At 66.5% G+C, this 13271-nt stretch carries 14 protein-coding genes and 3 pseudogenes; 6 read left to right on the top strand and 11 right to left on the bottom strand.

The genetic code is table 11. The features are described from left to right. Both ACFE99_RS14830 and ACFE99_RS14825 read left to right on the top strand, forming a co-directional pair. Window positions 1–120, top strand: a pseudogene (locus tag ACFE99_RS14830) (NifU N-terminal domain-containing protein); the annotation flags it as partial. Window positions 121–195: 75 nt separating this feature from the next. Continuing rightward, window positions 196–1484: pseudogene (locus ACFE99_RS14825) on the top strand (amidase); the annotation flags it as partial. A gap of 18 nt (window positions 1485–1502) precedes the next feature. Here the strand turns inward: ACFE99_RS14825 and era are convergent. The 9 genes from era to hrcA all read right to left on the bottom strand — a co-directional run bounded on the left by era (window position 1503) and on the right by hrcA (window position 9508). Then, window positions 1503–2414, bottom strand: a complete 912-nt coding sequence (era, locus tag ACFE99_RS14820) for a GTPase Era (RefSeq protein WP_375486524.1) — start codon at window positions 2412–2414, stop codon at window positions 1503–1505. 7 nt (window positions 2415–2421) lie between these two features. Next, entirely contained in the window at window positions 2422–2766 is a 345-nt protein-coding gene (locus tag ACFE99_RS14815) for a cytidine deaminase (RefSeq protein WP_375486522.1), read from the bottom strand. A gap of 59 nt (window positions 2767–2825) precedes the next feature. Continuing rightward, a complete protein-coding gene (locus ACFE99_RS14810) occupies window positions 2826–4133 on the bottom strand; it encodes a hemolysin family protein (protein WP_375486520.1) in 1308 nt (435 codons plus the stop codon). Next, window positions 4130–4666: an rRNA maturation RNase YbeY gene (ybeY, locus tag ACFE99_RS14805; RefSeq protein WP_375486518.1), complete on the bottom strand. Its 537-nt coding sequence runs from the start codon at window positions 4664–4666 to the stop codon at window positions 4130–4132. Before ybeY ends, ACFE99_RS14810 begins: the two co-directional genes overlap by 4 nt. Before the next feature lie 26 nt (window positions 4667–4692). Next, window positions 4693–5733: a PhoH family protein gene (locus tag ACFE99_RS14800; RefSeq protein ID WP_375486516.1), complete on the bottom strand. Its 1041-nt coding sequence runs from the start codon at window positions 5731–5733 to the stop codon at window positions 4693–4695. A 104-nt stretch (window positions 5734–5837) separates the two neighbouring features. Then, window positions 5838–6362, bottom strand: coding sequence for a nuclear transport factor 2 family protein (locus ACFE99_RS14795; RefSeq protein ID WP_375486514.1), 525 nt, complete (start codon window positions 6360–6362; stop codon window positions 5838–5840). Window positions 6363–6467: 105 nt separating this feature from the next. Next, complete coding sequence (locus ACFE99_RS14790; RefSeq protein ID WP_375486512.1) at window positions 6468–7232, bottom strand: 16S rRNA (uracil(1498)-N(3))-methyltransferase; 765 nt, start codon at window positions 7230–7232, stop codon at window positions 6468–6470. 9 nt (window positions 7233–7241) lie between these two features. Further along, window positions 7242–8405, bottom strand: a complete 1164-nt coding sequence (gene dnaJ / locus ACFE99_RS14785) for a molecular chaperone DnaJ (RefSeq protein WP_375486510.1) — start codon at window positions 8403–8405, stop codon at window positions 7242–7244. A gap of 71 nt (window positions 8406–8476) precedes the next feature. Continuing rightward, on the bottom strand, window positions 8477–9508 hold the full coding sequence (gene hrcA, locus ACFE99_RS14780; protein WP_375486507.1) for a heat-inducible transcriptional repressor HrcA: 1032 nt from the start codon (window positions 9506–9508) through the stop codon (window positions 8477–8479). Window positions 9509–9665: 157 nt separating this feature from the next. Here hrcA and ACFE99_RS14775 point away from each other — a divergent pair, with 157 nt between their 5' ends. The 3 genes from ACFE99_RS14775 (at window position 9666) to ACFE99_RS14765 (ending at window position 11513) form a co-directional block, all read left to right on the top strand. Further along, entirely contained in the window at window positions 9666–9980 is a 315-nt protein-coding gene (locus ACFE99_RS14775) for a type II toxin-antitoxin system VapB family antitoxin (RefSeq protein ID WP_375486505.1), read from the top strand. A 64-nt stretch (window positions 9981–10044) separates the two neighbouring features. Further along, window positions 10045–10641, top strand: a complete 597-nt coding sequence (locus ACFE99_RS14770; protein WP_375486503.1) for a carboxymuconolactone decarboxylase family protein — start codon at window positions 10045–10047, stop codon at window positions 10639–10641. After that, on the top strand, window positions 10611–11513 hold the full coding sequence (locus ACFE99_RS14765) for a sigma-70 family RNA polymerase sigma factor (protein WP_375486501.1): 903 nt from the start codon (window positions 10611–10613) through the stop codon (window positions 11511–11513). Before ACFE99_RS14770 ends, ACFE99_RS14765 begins: the two co-directional genes overlap by 31 nt. Here the strand turns inward: ACFE99_RS14765 and ACFE99_RS14760 are convergent. After that, on the bottom strand, window positions 11510–12031 hold the full coding sequence (locus ACFE99_RS14760) for a hypothetical protein (protein ID WP_375486499.1): 522 nt from the start codon (window positions 12029–12031) through the stop codon (window positions 11510–11512). The genes ACFE99_RS14765 and ACFE99_RS14760 overlap by 4 nt on opposite strands. Before the next feature lie 216 nt (window positions 12032–12247). Between ACFE99_RS14760 and ACFE99_RS14755 the strand changes: the two are divergent. After that, window positions 12248–12741 (top strand): annotated as a pseudogene (locus tag ACFE99_RS14755) (hypothetical protein). Window positions 12742–12817: 76 nt separating this feature from the next. Here the strand turns inward: ACFE99_RS14755 and ACFE99_RS14750 are convergent. Further along, window positions 12818–13271, bottom strand: a 454-nt coding sequence (locus tag ACFE99_RS14750) for a PadR family transcriptional regulator (protein ID WP_375486497.1), incomplete at its 5' end; no start/stop codon positions are given.

The following is a 13271-nucleotide window of genomic DNA, read 5'->3' as shown; positions in this document are numbered from 1 at the left end:
GACTTCGCCACCGCCGAGGCCGCCGAGCGCAGCCCATTGGCCAGTGCGCTGTTCGCGCTGCCGGGGGTGTCGCGGGTGTTCCTGGGCGGCGACTTCGTGACCGTGACCAAGTCGGACCTGTCCGCCTGGCAGACGCTGAAGCCGCAGGTGCTGGGCGCCGTGATGGAGCACTTCGTCGCCGGCCGCCCGGTGCTGCTGGCCGATGCCGCCGAGGCCGATCGGCGGCGGGCCGCCGGTGAGCAGGCGCCGCTGCTGGGCATCCCCCGATCGCGGTCAAGGATGACGTCGACATCGCCGGATTCCCAACGGCTTTCGGCACCTCCGGGTACGTCGCGCCGGCCGCTGCCGACTCCGAGGTGGTGCGCCGGCTCAAGGCGGCGGGCGCGGTGATCGTCGGCAAAACCAACACCTGTGAGCTCGGCCAATGGCCGTTCACCAGCGGACCCGCATTCGGGCACACCCGCAACCCGTGGTCGCGCAAACACACACCCGGTGGCTCGTCGGGCGGAAGCGCGGCCGCGGTCGCGGGCCGCCTCGTCGCCGCCGCGATCGGCTCGGACCGGGCCGGCAGCATCCGCATCCCCGCGGCCTGGACGCACCTGGTGGGCATCAAGCCCCAGCGCGGCCGGATTTCCACCTGGCCGCTACCGGAGGCGTTCAACGGCATCACGGTCAACGGCGTGCTGGCCCGCACCGTCGAGGACGCGGCGCTGGTGCTCGACGCCGTCTCCGGCAACGTCGAGGGTGACCTGCACAAACCACCTCCGGTCAAGGTGTCCCAATACATCGGCATCGCGCCAGGCCCGCTGAAGATCGCGGTGTCAACCCGCTTCCCGTTCACCGGTTTTCGGGCCACACTGCACCCCGAGATCGGCGCCGCGCTGGACAGGGTGGCCGAGCAGCTCAAGCTGCTGGGCCACACCGTGGTGGTGGGCAACCCCGATTACGGCCTGCGGTTGTCGTGGAATTTCTTGTCGCGCTCCACCGCCGGGCTGCTCGACTGGGCTGAGCGGCTCGGCGACGGCGTCGAATTCGACCGTCGCACCCTATCCAACATGCGGATGGGCCGGCTGCTCTCCGGGTCGGTGCTGCGCCATGCGCGCGCCCACGAAGTCGAGGATCAGCGTCGAGTCGGCTCGATTTTCGACATCGTCGACGTCGTGCTGGCGCCGACCACCGCGCAGCCAGCGCCGCCAGTGCACGCCTTCGACACGCTGGGCGGTTTGACCACCGACCGCGTCATGATCAAGGCATGCCCGGTGACGTGGCCGTGGAATGTGCTGGGCTGGCCGTCGATCAACGTCCCGGCCGGCTTCACCTCAGAAGGACTGCCGATCGGTGTGCAGCTGATGGGGCCGGCCAACAGCGAGCCGCTGCTGGTGTCGCTGGCCGCCGAACTCGAGGCCGTCATCGGCTGGGCCGCCAAGCAGCCGCAGGTGTGGTGGAACACGGGGATGGGGACGCCGCCGATAGCGCTTCGCTAAGCGCACCTGTGCCGATGGTCAAAAGCCAAGTCGCCCTAGTTGTTTGGGGTCACGCTGCCAGTTTTTGGCGACCTTGACGCGCAGGTCGAGATAGACCTTGGTGCCCAGCAGCTTCTCGATCTGGCTGCGCGCGGCGGTGCCGACTTCCCGCAGCCGGGCGCCGCCCTTGCCGATGACGATGCCCTTCTGGCTCTCGCGTTCGACATAGAGCAGGGCGTGCACGTCGATCAGGTCGTCGCGGCCTTGCCGCGGACTGACTTCGTCGATCACCACCGCCAACGAATGCGGCAACTCATCGCCCAAGCCCTCTAAAGCGGCTTCCCGGATGAACTCGGCCATCAGAACCTCTTCCGGTTCGTCGGTCAACTCACCATCGGGGTAGTACGCCGGCCCGGGCGGTAGCGCGGCCGCCAGCACGTCGATCAGCACGTCGATCTGCTCGCCGGTGACCGCGGACACCGGGACGATCTCGGTTTGCCGGCCATCGGGCGTACCGACGAACTCGCCGACCGCCACGAGTTGGGCGGCCACCTTGTCCTTAGGCACCTTGTCGATTTTGGTGACGACGACGATGAGAGTGGTCGTGGGCGCGATCGATCGGATCTGCTGCAGAATCCACCTATCCCCCGGGCCGATCGCCTCGTCGGCGGGAATGCACAACCCGATGGCGTCGACTTCGGCGTAGGTGTCGCGAACCAAGTCGTTGAGCCGCTTGCCCAGCAGTGTGCGGGGCCGATGCAGTCCGGGGGTGTCGACCAGCACGATTTGGAAGGTCTCCCGATGCACGATGCCGCGAATGGTGTGCCGGGTGGTCTGCGGCCGGGTCGAGGTGATCGCCACCTTCGAGCCGACCAGCCTGTTCATCAGCGTTGACTTGCCGGTGTTGGGCCGGCCGACGAAACAGACGAATCCCGAGCGGAATTCAGTCATCGGGCGGTCATGCCAGCACGGCGCCGGCGCGGTCGGTGACGATCACCACCGCGGTCGGTGACAGTTCGCGTACGGCGGCGATGCCGGCGTCGTCGGCGGAGCCGCCCACCAGCACGGCGACCTCCAGCCCTGTCGCGCCGCTGGAAACCGCCGCGGCTACCGCGGACTGCAGCGCGGTCAGCTGCAGCGCCGACAAGCTTACCGGCGCACCGGCGTAGGTGCGCCCATCGAGGTCGCGGACTGCGGCGCCGCTGGCGCGTTCGACGCGGGCCATAGCCGCCCGCGCCAGCGTGACCAGCTTTTCGTCCTCGGTGTCGAGCTGCTCAGCCATCGCCATTGGCCTCCCTACCATGCTGGCCGTCGGTGTCGGCGAGAATCATGCGCTCCGCTCTGCATCGTCGCCGGCGGGAATCATGTGCGCCGCTCCTCCTCATCGCTCCGCTCTGCATCGTCGCCGGCGCGGCTCAGCAAGACCGTACCGATCCGCAGCCGCCCGCGATGGTCTGGGCCACCTTCGGCGTGCATCCGCAGCCCGTGGGACACCACCTCTGCGCCGGGCAGCGGAACTCGGCCGAGCTCCAGCGCCAGCAGACCGCCGACCGTGTCGACGTCGAGATCCTCCGCGAAATCGACCCCGTACAGCTCGCCGAGGTCCTCGATCGGCAGCCGCGCCGATACCCGAAACCGATTGTCGCCCAGGTCTTCTACCGGAGCGGTCTCGGCTTCGTCGTACTCGTCGGCGATTTCGCCGACAATTTCCTCGAGCACGTCCTCGATCGTCACCAGCCCGGCGATCGCCCCGTACTCGTCGACCAGCAGCGCCATGTGGTTGCGCATCCGCTGCATTTCTCGCAGCAGCGCGTCCAGCGGCTTGGAGTCCGGCACGAACACTGCCTGGCGCATCACCTGTGCGACGGTGGTGTCGCGGCCGCCGTTGGTCGGGTAACAGGTCTGCTTGACAAGGTCTTTCAGATAGACCACACCGACGATGTCGTCGACGTTCTCACCGACTACCGGAATCCGCGAGTGGCCGCTGCGCACCGCCAGGGTTATCGCTTGGCGAGCCGATTTGTCGCTTTCGATCCAGATCATCTCGGTGCGCGGCACCATGACTTCGCGGGCCGGTGTGTCGCCGAGTTCGAAGACGGACTGGATCATCTTGCGCTCGTCGGCGGCGACGACGCCGCGCTGCTGGGCCAGGTCGACGACTTCACGCAACTCGATCTCGGAGGCAAACGGCCCGTTGCGGAACCCTCGGCCGGGAGTCAACGCGTTACCCAGCACCACCAGCAGTCGGCTGATCGGCATCAGCAGCCAGGAAATCACTTGCAGCGGAAAGGCGGCCGCCAACGCGATCGAATACGCGTGCTGCCGGCCCAGAGTCCGTGGACCGACCCCGATGACGATGAAGCTCGTCACCACCATGATCGCGGCGGCGGCGAACAGCCCCCAGTCCAGGCTGAGGTTATGCAGGAGGAACACCACCAGCAGCGCGGTCGCGGTGATCTCGCAGACGATCCGCAGCAGCACAACGAGATTGATGTAGCTTGGCCGATCGCCCATCACCTTGGCCAGCCGCACCGCGCCGGTGCGCTCGTCGCGCACCAATTCGTGGACCCGGGCCACAGACACGGTGTTGATCGCGGCGTCGATGGCGGCGAACAACCCGCCCAGACCGATCAACACGATGGCGCCGAGCAGCGGAGCAAGCTCATTCACGGTTCGTCGAAATATCTGGACTTGTCCAGCAGTCGGCGGTCCCGCTCGCTTTGGCGGTCCTGCTGGTAGGCCTCGACCTGTTCGGCGACCCATTCCACCAGCAGCCGGTCTTGCAGGGCGAACATCTCTTTTTCCTCGTCCGGCTCGGCGTGGTCGTAGCCCAGCAGATGCAGCACACCGTGGATCGTCAGCAGCGCCAGCTCGTGACCCAGCGAATGACCGGCCGCAGCGGCCTGCTCGGCGGCGAATTCCGGGCACAGCACGATATCGCCCAGCATGCCGGGCCCAGGCTCGGGCGCGTCGGGGCGTCCTCCCGGCTCGAGCTCGTCCATCGGGAAGCTCATCACGTCGGTCGGGCCGGGCAGGTCCATCCAGCGCATGTGCAGGTCGGCCATTGAGGTGGTGTCCAGCAGCACCATCGACAGCTCGGCGGCGGGGTTGACGTCCATCTTGTCGAGCACGAACCGGGCTACGCTGACCAGTTCGGCTTCGGACACGTCGATTCCAGACTCGTTGGATACCTCGATGCTCATTCGCTTTACCCGCTGGCCGTCGGACGTCACCGCCGATGACGCACGCCCGACGCGCGCCGTGCGGCCCGGTTCATCAGGCCGGGTTCCTCGTATTTGGCGTAGGCATCGACGATTTCAGACACCAGGCGATGACGGACCACGTCGGCGCTGGTGAGGTGCGAGATGTGAATGTCGTCGATGCCCTCCAAGATGTCTACTGCAGCCCGCAGACCCGAGGTGGCGCCTCCCGGCAGGTCGATCTGCGTAACATCGCCGGTGACAACGACTTTCGAGCCAAAACCCAGCCGGGTGAGGAACATCTTCATCTGCTCAGGCGTAGTGTTCTGCGCCTCGTCGAGGATGATAAACGCATCATTCAGGCTGCGACCCCGCATATAGGCGAGCGGCGCCACCTCGATGACGCCGGCAGCCATCAGCTTCGGGATCAGCTCGGCATCCATCATGTCGTAGAGCGCGTCGTACAGCGGCCGCAGATAGGGATCGATCTTTTCGCTCAGAGTGCCCGGCAAGAAGCCAAGGCGCTCACCGGCTTCCACTGCGGGGCGGGTCAAGATGATGCGAGTGACCTCTTTGCTCTGTAGCGCGTTGACCGCCTTGGCCATCGCCAGATACGTCTTCCCGGTGCCGGCCGGGCCGATCCCGAACACGATGGTGTTGGCATCGATTGCGTCGACGTAGTGCTTCTGGTTGAGCGTTTTCGGCCGGATGGTCTTGCCGCGCCGCGACAAGATATCGAGGGTGAGTACCTCGGCCGGTGACTCGTTGCCGGTGCCGACCAGTATCCCCACGCTGTGGCGCACCGCTTCCGGTGTCAGCGGCTGGCCCCTGGCCACGATCGTCACGAGTTCGGCGATCACCCGTTCGGCAAGCGCAACATCGGCTGGCTCACCGGTCAGGGTGATGGCGTTGCCGCGCGCATGCAGATCGGCGGCCAATGTGCGTTCGAGTGCGCGCAGGTTCTCGTCAGCCGAACCCAGCAGGCCCACGACGAGGTCGGGCGGAACGTCGATGCTGCTGCGAACCTGAGGCGAGGCCGGGTCAGCAGCGTTGGTCTCGCGGGGCGTCACGTGGTGCCTTATGCCTGCTTTCTGCGTTTTTGCGGTGGATGTATCGGTTTGCCAGTCTACCGCCGTGCACCGTCACGCCCCAGTGATCGGCGGTGACCGAGTGGTCAGCGCTGCAGCAGCGTGTTGGCAGGCAGGTCCTTGTCGAGCACCTTGTGCGCCTGGGCGGCACCGGTAATGGGCAACTGTGTCTCGTCGAGCAGACCGACCTGGGCCAGCAGCGACGCCTGGTCCCAGTAGATCCGCTCGTAGGCGACTTTGCCCTCGTTGATGCCCATGACCACCACCACCGGCAGCAGAACCGTGCGCCCGGTCGGCGCCACATTCGGCAGGAATGCCGGCACCGGGGCATCGTGGGTGAAGGACATGATCATCTCGTCGACGACGCGCTCGGTGCCCACGGTGCGGCACACCGGGATGATCGTGGTGTCAGCGGGCCAGTGGCCGATGAAGTACTTCTCATAGAAGTCTGTCAGCTCGTCGATGCCGACACCACCCATCATGGTCGGCACGTGGTTAACGAAGGCGTCGCCAGTCATCGTGGCCATGGTTGCGGCCACATCCTTGGCGACGAACTCGTGGGCAACGTGCTCGTCGAAGATCGCGCTCAGGTCATAGGTGGTCTCGCCCATCCGGTACTCCCTTCACCGTTGGGTTCGAGAGTCCCACGCCCGCGGCTTGTCGGGGCGAGAACGCGAAAACATTGCGCTACCGCAGATCTCGGTGGACAGCCTGTCTCACCGCAACCCATTTACAGGCTGGTCCCACCTCGGTGTCAGCACACCCAAGGCGCCCAACGCGACGGCGGCCGCGCTTGAGGTTCGCAGCACGGTCGGACCCAGCCGGACCGCGATCGCGCCCGCCTGCGTCAAGGCGGCGAGCTCGTCGTCGGCGATCCCGCCCTCCGGGCCGACGATGAGCACCAATGAATTCGCCTGTCTCAGCGAAACATCGGTCAGGGCAGCGGCGGCCTCATGCAGGGCGAGCACTGTCGCGCCTGCGGCCACGTCGTCGCGGATCCGCTGGGCCAGCGCCGCGGTGGACGTCATCCCGTCGACCGGCGGGATATATGCCCGCCGGGATTGCCGGGCAGCCGAGCGGGCGGCGGCGCGCCACCGGCGCAGCCCTTTGTCGACACGCGCGCCGTCCCAGCGGGCCACACAGCGCGTCGCCTGCCATGCCAGGAATGCGTCCGCGCCCGCCTCGGTGGCCAGCTCGATCGCCAATTCCGAGCGCTCGGACTTGGGCAGCGCCTGCACCACCGTGACCGGCGGCTGCGCGGGCGCCACCGTCCAGCGGCTCAGCACCCGGGCTCGCAGCCCGTCGCGGCTGGTGTCCTCCACCACGCAGCTGGCCTGACCACCCGCGCCGTTGCCGAGCACCAGGTGTTCGCCGGGACGGATCCGGCGCACCGTGGCGGCATGAAACCCTTCGTCGCCGGCGACGAAGGCCACCGCCCCGATGTCGGGCACCTCGTCGACGTAGAACAGGGTCGCCACCACGGGCGGCGCTTACCGACCGGTGAAGGTTTCACGCAGCCGGCTGAACAGTCCGCCGCCGGCGTTGCCGTGGGCGGACCGGACCTCGGGCACGTCGCGGCTGCGACGGCTCTTGAGCTCGCGCAGCAGTTCGGCGTCACGTTTGTCCAGATGCGTCGGCACGACCACCTCGACGTGCACATGCAGGTCGCCACGGGCGCCGGAGCGAAGATGCGGCATTCCGTGACCGGGCAGCGTGATCGTCGAACCCGGTTGCGTACCGGCCGGGATGGTGAGCTCGGTGGGGCCGTCGAGAATGTCGTCGATCGTGACCGTGGTGCCCAGTGCCGCGTCGACCATGGGGACCCCGATCGTGCAGTGCAGGTGGTCGCCGTCGCGGAGGAAGATGTCGTGGGGTTGTTCGTGCACCTCCACGTACAGGTCGCCGGCCGGCCCGCCGCCGGGCCCCACTTCACCCTGGGCGGCCAGCCGCACCCGCATCCCGTTGCCGACACCGGCTGGAATCTTGACGGTGATCTCCCGACGCGCCCGCACCCGGCCGTCGCCGCCGCATTGATAACACGGGTCGAGGATGACCTCGCCGACGCCGCGGCAGGTCGGGCACGGCCGTGAGGTCATCACCTGGCCCAGCAGCGACCGCTGGACTGATTGGACTTCGCCGCGGCCGCCGCAGGTGTCGCAGCGCACCGGTCCGGAGTTGCCGTTGGTGCCGCGGCCGTGGCAGCGGTCGCATAGCACCGCGGTGTCGACGGTGACCTGCTTGGTGACGCCGGTTGCGCACTCTTCGAGGTCCAAGCGCATGCGCAGCAGCGAGTCCGAGCCGGGCCGGACTCGTCCCACCGGACCACGGGATGCCGAACCCGCCCCGAATCCGCTGCCGAAGCCACCACCGAAGAACGCTTCGAATACGTCACCGAGACCACCGAAACCGGGGAAGCCGTTGGCCGACATCCCGGCGCTCTCCAGTGGGTCGCCGCCCATGTCGACGATGCGGCGCTTCTCCGGGTCAGACAGCACCTCATAGGCCATGCTGATTTCTTTGAATTTCGCCTGCGCTTCTTCGTCCGGGTTGACGTCGGGATGCAGTTCGCGCGCCAGCTTTCGATAGGCGCGTTTGATCTCCGTATCGCTGGCGTTCTTGCTCACGCCGAGCAGACCGTAATAATCGCGTGCCACGCCTAACCTTTCCCACGCCGCTTTCGGGCCGCGTTACGCGGCTGTCCACAAGTTCTGCAGGGGGTGCGCGGTCATCGAGCACCCAGCACTTCGCCGATATACATAGCAACCGCTGCCACGCTAGCGATAGTTCCCGGATAGTCCATTCGGGTCGGCCCTAGCACGCCCATTCCCCCGTAGATGGTGTCCTGGGTGCCGTAGGCGGTGGAGACCACCGACGCCGCCGCCATCTCCTCGGCCTCGTTCTCATGGCCGATGCGCACGGTCACCTTGCCGGCTTCCTGCTGCGCGGCAAGCAACCGCAACACGACGACCTGTTCCTCGAGTGCCTCAAGGATCGAGCGCAACGACCCGCCGAAGTCGGCGGTGTTGCGCGTCAGATTGGCGGTGCCGCCCATCACCAACCGTTCTTCGTTGTGTTCGACCAGCGATTCCACCAGCACGGTTGCCGCCCGGCCCACCGCGTCGCCTAGCCCGCCGGCCCCGTCGAGGCCTTCGGCCAGTTCGGCGACGGCGGCCGATGCCGCGGTGAGCTTCTTTCCTTCCAGCGCGTGGCACAACATGTCGCGCAACTGCGACAGCTGCTGCTCGTCGATGACGTCGCCGAGTTCGACGATGCGTTGGTCGACCCGCCCGGTGTCGGTGATCACGACCATCAACAGCCGAGCCGGGGTCAGCGGAATCACTTCCAGGTGCCGCACCGTCGACGTCGACAGCGTCGGATACTGCACGACCGCTACCTGGCGGGTGAGCTGGGCCAGCAGCCGCACCGCGCGGCGCAGCACGTCGTCCAGGTCGACACCGGATTCCAGGAATTTCTGGATCGCGCGACGCTCGGCGGTGGACAACGGCTTGACACCGTCGAGCCGGTCGACGAATTCGCGGTAACCCTTCTCGGTCGGTACCCGTCCGGAGCTGGTGTGCGGCTGCGCGATGTAGCCCTCAGCCTCCAGCACGGCCATGTCGTTGCGAACGGTGGCGCTGGACACGCCAAGGTTGTGCCGCTCCACCAAGGCCTTCGAGCCGATCGGTTCCTTGGTGGCGACGAAGTCGGCGACGATGGCGCGCAGCACCTCAAAGCGACGCTCGTCGGCACTTGCCATCGCAACCACCCTCCTGATCGGCACCATTTTACGGGCAGCACCAGTGCCTTCACGGTGATCAGGGCCGCGCACCGCAGCGCTCGGCCGTTTCGGTCTGCGTTGTCGCCGCGCTAGCCTTGTAAACCATGCGCACGTCGAGCCGGGGCGACGCAGCGAAATGATCTTCAAAGGTGTGCGGGAAGGCAAGCCGTACCCCGACCATGGCCTGTCGTATCGGGACTGGTCGCGGATACCGCCACGGCAAATACGGCTGGACGAATTGGTCACTACCACAACGGTGCTCGCGTTGGACCGGCTGTTGTCGGAGGACTCCACCTTTTACGGCGACTTGTTTCCGCACGCGGTCAAGTGGAAGGGCATCGTCTATCTGGAAGACGGTTTGCACCGGGCGGTGCGTGCGGCGCTACGCAATCGCACTGTGCTGCATGCGCGGCTTTTAGATATGGATATGCCGCTAAGCCAGCAGGCTTAGCCGCGGTCACATTCTGCAGCCGCCAGATGTCGAGGTAGGTAGGACCACCGTCAGGAGGTAAGCCATGCCGCGACTGAGCGGAGTTTCCGACCGCGAGGCGGGACTCTCCACGAAAATCGCCTTTTTCTTCACCAAGCGCCAGTTGGCGAAGATGGCAGGACGCGAAACCGAGACCATGCTTGAACCGCTGCGCATGTATGCCCACATCCCGAAGTTGTTGAGCGGTTACGGCAAACTCGAGCGGGCGGTGGCCAAACTGGATCTGCTCGACCGGCGGCATCGAGCGTTGGCCGAATTGAAAGCCGCGACAACGGTTCGCTGCGAATACTGCATTGACCTCGGTTCGCAGATCGCACGTCGGTGGGGGCTGAGCGACGAGGAATTGCTCGCGCTGCCGACATACCGGACTGCGCCATGCTTCTCCGAGCTGGACAAGTTGGTGCTCGAGTTTGCATCGGCGATGAGCCGCACACCGGTCGAGGTGAGCGACGAGCTGTTCGAAGCGCTGCGCCGACATTTCAGCACCGCCGCGCTCGTCGAACTCACCCACGTCGTCGCGCTGGAGAATCTGCGCGCCCGGTTCAACCTGGCGCTCGATCTCGGTTCGTCGGGCTTGTCCGACGGAATGGTGTGCGCGCTGCCCGGCGCCGGTGGCCGGTGAGCGACACTCTCACGGCCCGGTTCGAAGCGGCGCGCCCGCATCTGAGCGCCCTTGCCTACCGGATGCTCGGGTCGCTTCAGGACGCTGAGGACGCGGTACAGGAAGCCTGGCTGCGGCTGAGCCGCGATCAAGCAGGCGTTGAAGCCATCGCAAATCTCGACGCCTGGCTGACCACCGTGGTGGCGCGGATCTGCCTGAACACCTTGCGTGCCCGACGCGTTCGCCGCGGCGAAGAGCTGGTCCCCCAGGTACCCGACCCGATTGTGGACGCGGTCGGGGAATCCGACCCCGCACACCGGGCGATGCTGGCCGACGCGGTCGGGCTGGCCTTGTTCGTAGTGCTGGACACCCTGCCGCCCGCCGAGCGGCTGGCGTTCGTCCTGCACGACATCTTCACGGTGCCCTTCGACCAGATCGCGCCGATCGTGGAGCGGTCTCCGGAGGCTACCCGCAAGCTCGCCAGCCGGGCACGCCGGCGGATCCAGGATGCGGCCCCGGTTCCCGACGCTTCCTTACACGCGCAAGCCGTGGTCGTCGACGCGTTCTTCGCGGCCGGACGCGCCGGCGACTTCGACCGCCTGATCTCCGTTCTGCACCCCGACGTGGCGTTGCGCGGCGACTTCGGCCCTGGCGCGGTCCGCTTGGTGCGGGGCGCATCGGCCGTGGCCGGGCTGGCGCGGGGTTACGCCGCACCGGAGCGGGAGGTGCGCGCCGCCGCGGTCAACGGCGCTGCCGGCGCGGTGGTGTTCGTGGCCGGTAGGGCGACCGCCGTCATGGGTTTTGTCGTACGCGACGGGCGCATCGCCGCTATCGACGTGCTCGCCGATCCGGCGCGCCTGGCCAGGATCGACCTCAGCGCGGTAGGCGGCTAGCCGGTTCCGGCGGTGGCCACCTGGATCAAAGCCACTGCGGAGTCATGCGCCATCATCCAGTTGCCGCCGTCGTTGACGAAGGTGTAGTTCTGCGTGACCGGGGCCGCGAGTTTCGGACCGGTGGTGGTCACGTCGGCGGTGACATTCGGACCGGCTTGCTGGATATTCGCCACATTGAAGTTCTCAGGAAAATACCCGTCCCGGTATGCCTGCCGCAGTTTGTGGTCGGCCTCATGGCCCTCGTTTGGAGCGATGCCGCCTTCGACCACATTGTTCTTGGTCGTGTAGGACACACCGGGATCGGTGACCTGGTTGCAGATCCCGGCCAACTGGTCAGCGGTCGGCAGGCCGGGTGCCGGCGGCGGGGGCGGCGGCTGGTCCGGCAGCGGTGCGCTGAACGCGACGGGCTGCACCGGAGATGCCGCTGCGCTGCTGTACGCAAGACAGGTCACACCTGCGGCTGCGGCGCCGATCGCGGCTACGGATGCGACACCTGTGAGGATGGGTTTCATGGTCATGGCGGTCCTTTCGATTCGGACGTACGCGTTGGTGCCATTGTGCAGTTCACGTGATCAATGCTGACCGTTTTGTCGTAACCCCCAGGTGTTGCGTTACATCGTGGCTGGTCGACGGCTCGGGTGTAACACCACCGGCCGGACAACCGACACACCAGTATCAGCGCCAACAATCACAACTGCTACCACATTGACCTCGTGGTAATCGAAAGGATAGCGATGACCGTCAAAACCCTGGCCTCAGGTATCGCGGTGGTGACCGCAATAAGCGCAGCAGCCGCAGGACTGAGCGGCCTTGCACCCACCGTCCCGTCCCAGGTGCAGCCTGTCGTTTCGGCGCACCGCTGCCGCAGGATCAAACCGCTAACCTGCCCACCGCGGACCAGTTGTCCACCGTCTTGACCAGTCTTGCCAATCCCAACGTTCCGTTCGCGAACAAGAGCGGCCTGGTTGAAGGCGGCATCAGCCCGGTCGAAGCCCACGCGGCTGACCACGCCCTGCAGAAGGCAGCCAAGCGCGGCCAGCTGCCGTTGTCATTCAATGTTTCGAATATCCAGCCCGCCGGCGCCGGGTCGGCCACGGCCGACGTGGCCGTCTCGGGTCCCAAGCTCACCGCGCCGGTCACCCAGAACGTCACGTTCGTGAACCAGGGCGGCTGGGTGCTGTCGCGCAGCTCTGCGATGTCGCTGCTACAGGCGGCATCGGCGGTCTAAGACGCCGCTGACAGGCGCACCACGCAGACTGGGAAAACCGGGCCAACTGGCATACGGCTGGCCCGGGTATGCAGCGTTATTCGGCTTCGGCGAGCAGGCTGTAGATCTCACGGCGGGCCGTCTTGAGGATGGCGACGATGCGCTGCTGGTGTTCTGCGCTGGCCGCGTATGCGGCTTGCGTCACCGCGCCGATCAGTTGGCCCAATTGTGCGCGCAGGTCGACCTGACCTGAATCGACGCCCTTGGTGATTTTGTCCCACGGCGGGGTCTTGATCTTTTCGTCCGCAGCCCTTCCGTCGTCGGTTAGCTCGAAAAGCTTTTGGCTGCCGCCCGTTTCAGACCCGACGATAAGCCCCTCGTCGTCGAGCATTTGCAGCGTCGGGTATACGGATCCGGGGCTGGGCCGCCACAAATCCTGGCTGCGTTCGGTGATCTCCTGGATCATCTCGTAGCCATACATCGGCCGCTCGACGAGCAGGCTCAGGATCGCCGCGCGAACATCACCCAGCCGGGCCCGGCTGGGTGATGTT

The sequence above is a fragment of the uncultured Mycobacterium sp. genome, from assembly GCF_964249325.1.
Lineage (GTDB): Bacteria > Actinomycetota > Actinomycetes > Mycobacteriales > Mycobacteriaceae > Mycobacterium.
This window is presented reverse-complemented; position numbering and strand designations above follow the sequence as displayed.

Excerpts from the sequence above, each read along its gene's own strand:
- ACFE99_RS14795 (WP_375486514.1), bottom strand. The coding sequence starts at position 6,362 with ATGGGCGAGACCACCTATGACCTGAGCGCGATCTTCGACGAGCACGTT.
- era (WP_375486524.1), bottom strand. The coding sequence starts at position 2,414 with ATGACTGAATTCCGCTCGGGATTCGTCTGTTTCGTCGGCCGGCCCAAC.
- ACFE99_RS14770 (WP_375486503.1), top strand. The coding sequence starts at position 10,045 with ATGCCGCGACTGAGCGGAGTTTCCGACCGCGAGGCGGGACTCTCCACG.
- ACFE99_RS14815 (WP_375486522.1), bottom strand. The coding sequence starts at position 2,766 with ATGGTAGGGAGGCCAATGGCGATGGCTGAGCAGCTCGACACCGAGGAC.
- hrcA (WP_375486507.1), bottom strand. The coding sequence starts at position 9,508 with ATGGCAAGTGCCGACGAGCGTCGCTTTGAGGTGCTGCGCGCCATCGTC.
- ACFE99_RS14760 (WP_375486499.1), bottom strand. The coding sequence starts at position 12,031 with ATGACCATGAAACCCATCCTCACAGGTGTCGCATCCGTAGCCGCGATC.
- ybeY (WP_375486518.1), bottom strand. The coding sequence starts at position 4,666 with ATGAGCATCGAGGTATCCAACGAGTCTGGAATCGACGTGTCCGAAGCC.
- ACFE99_RS14775 (WP_375486505.1), top strand. The coding sequence starts at position 9,666 with ATGATCTTCAAAGGTGTGCGGGAAGGCAAGCCGTACCCCGACCATGGC.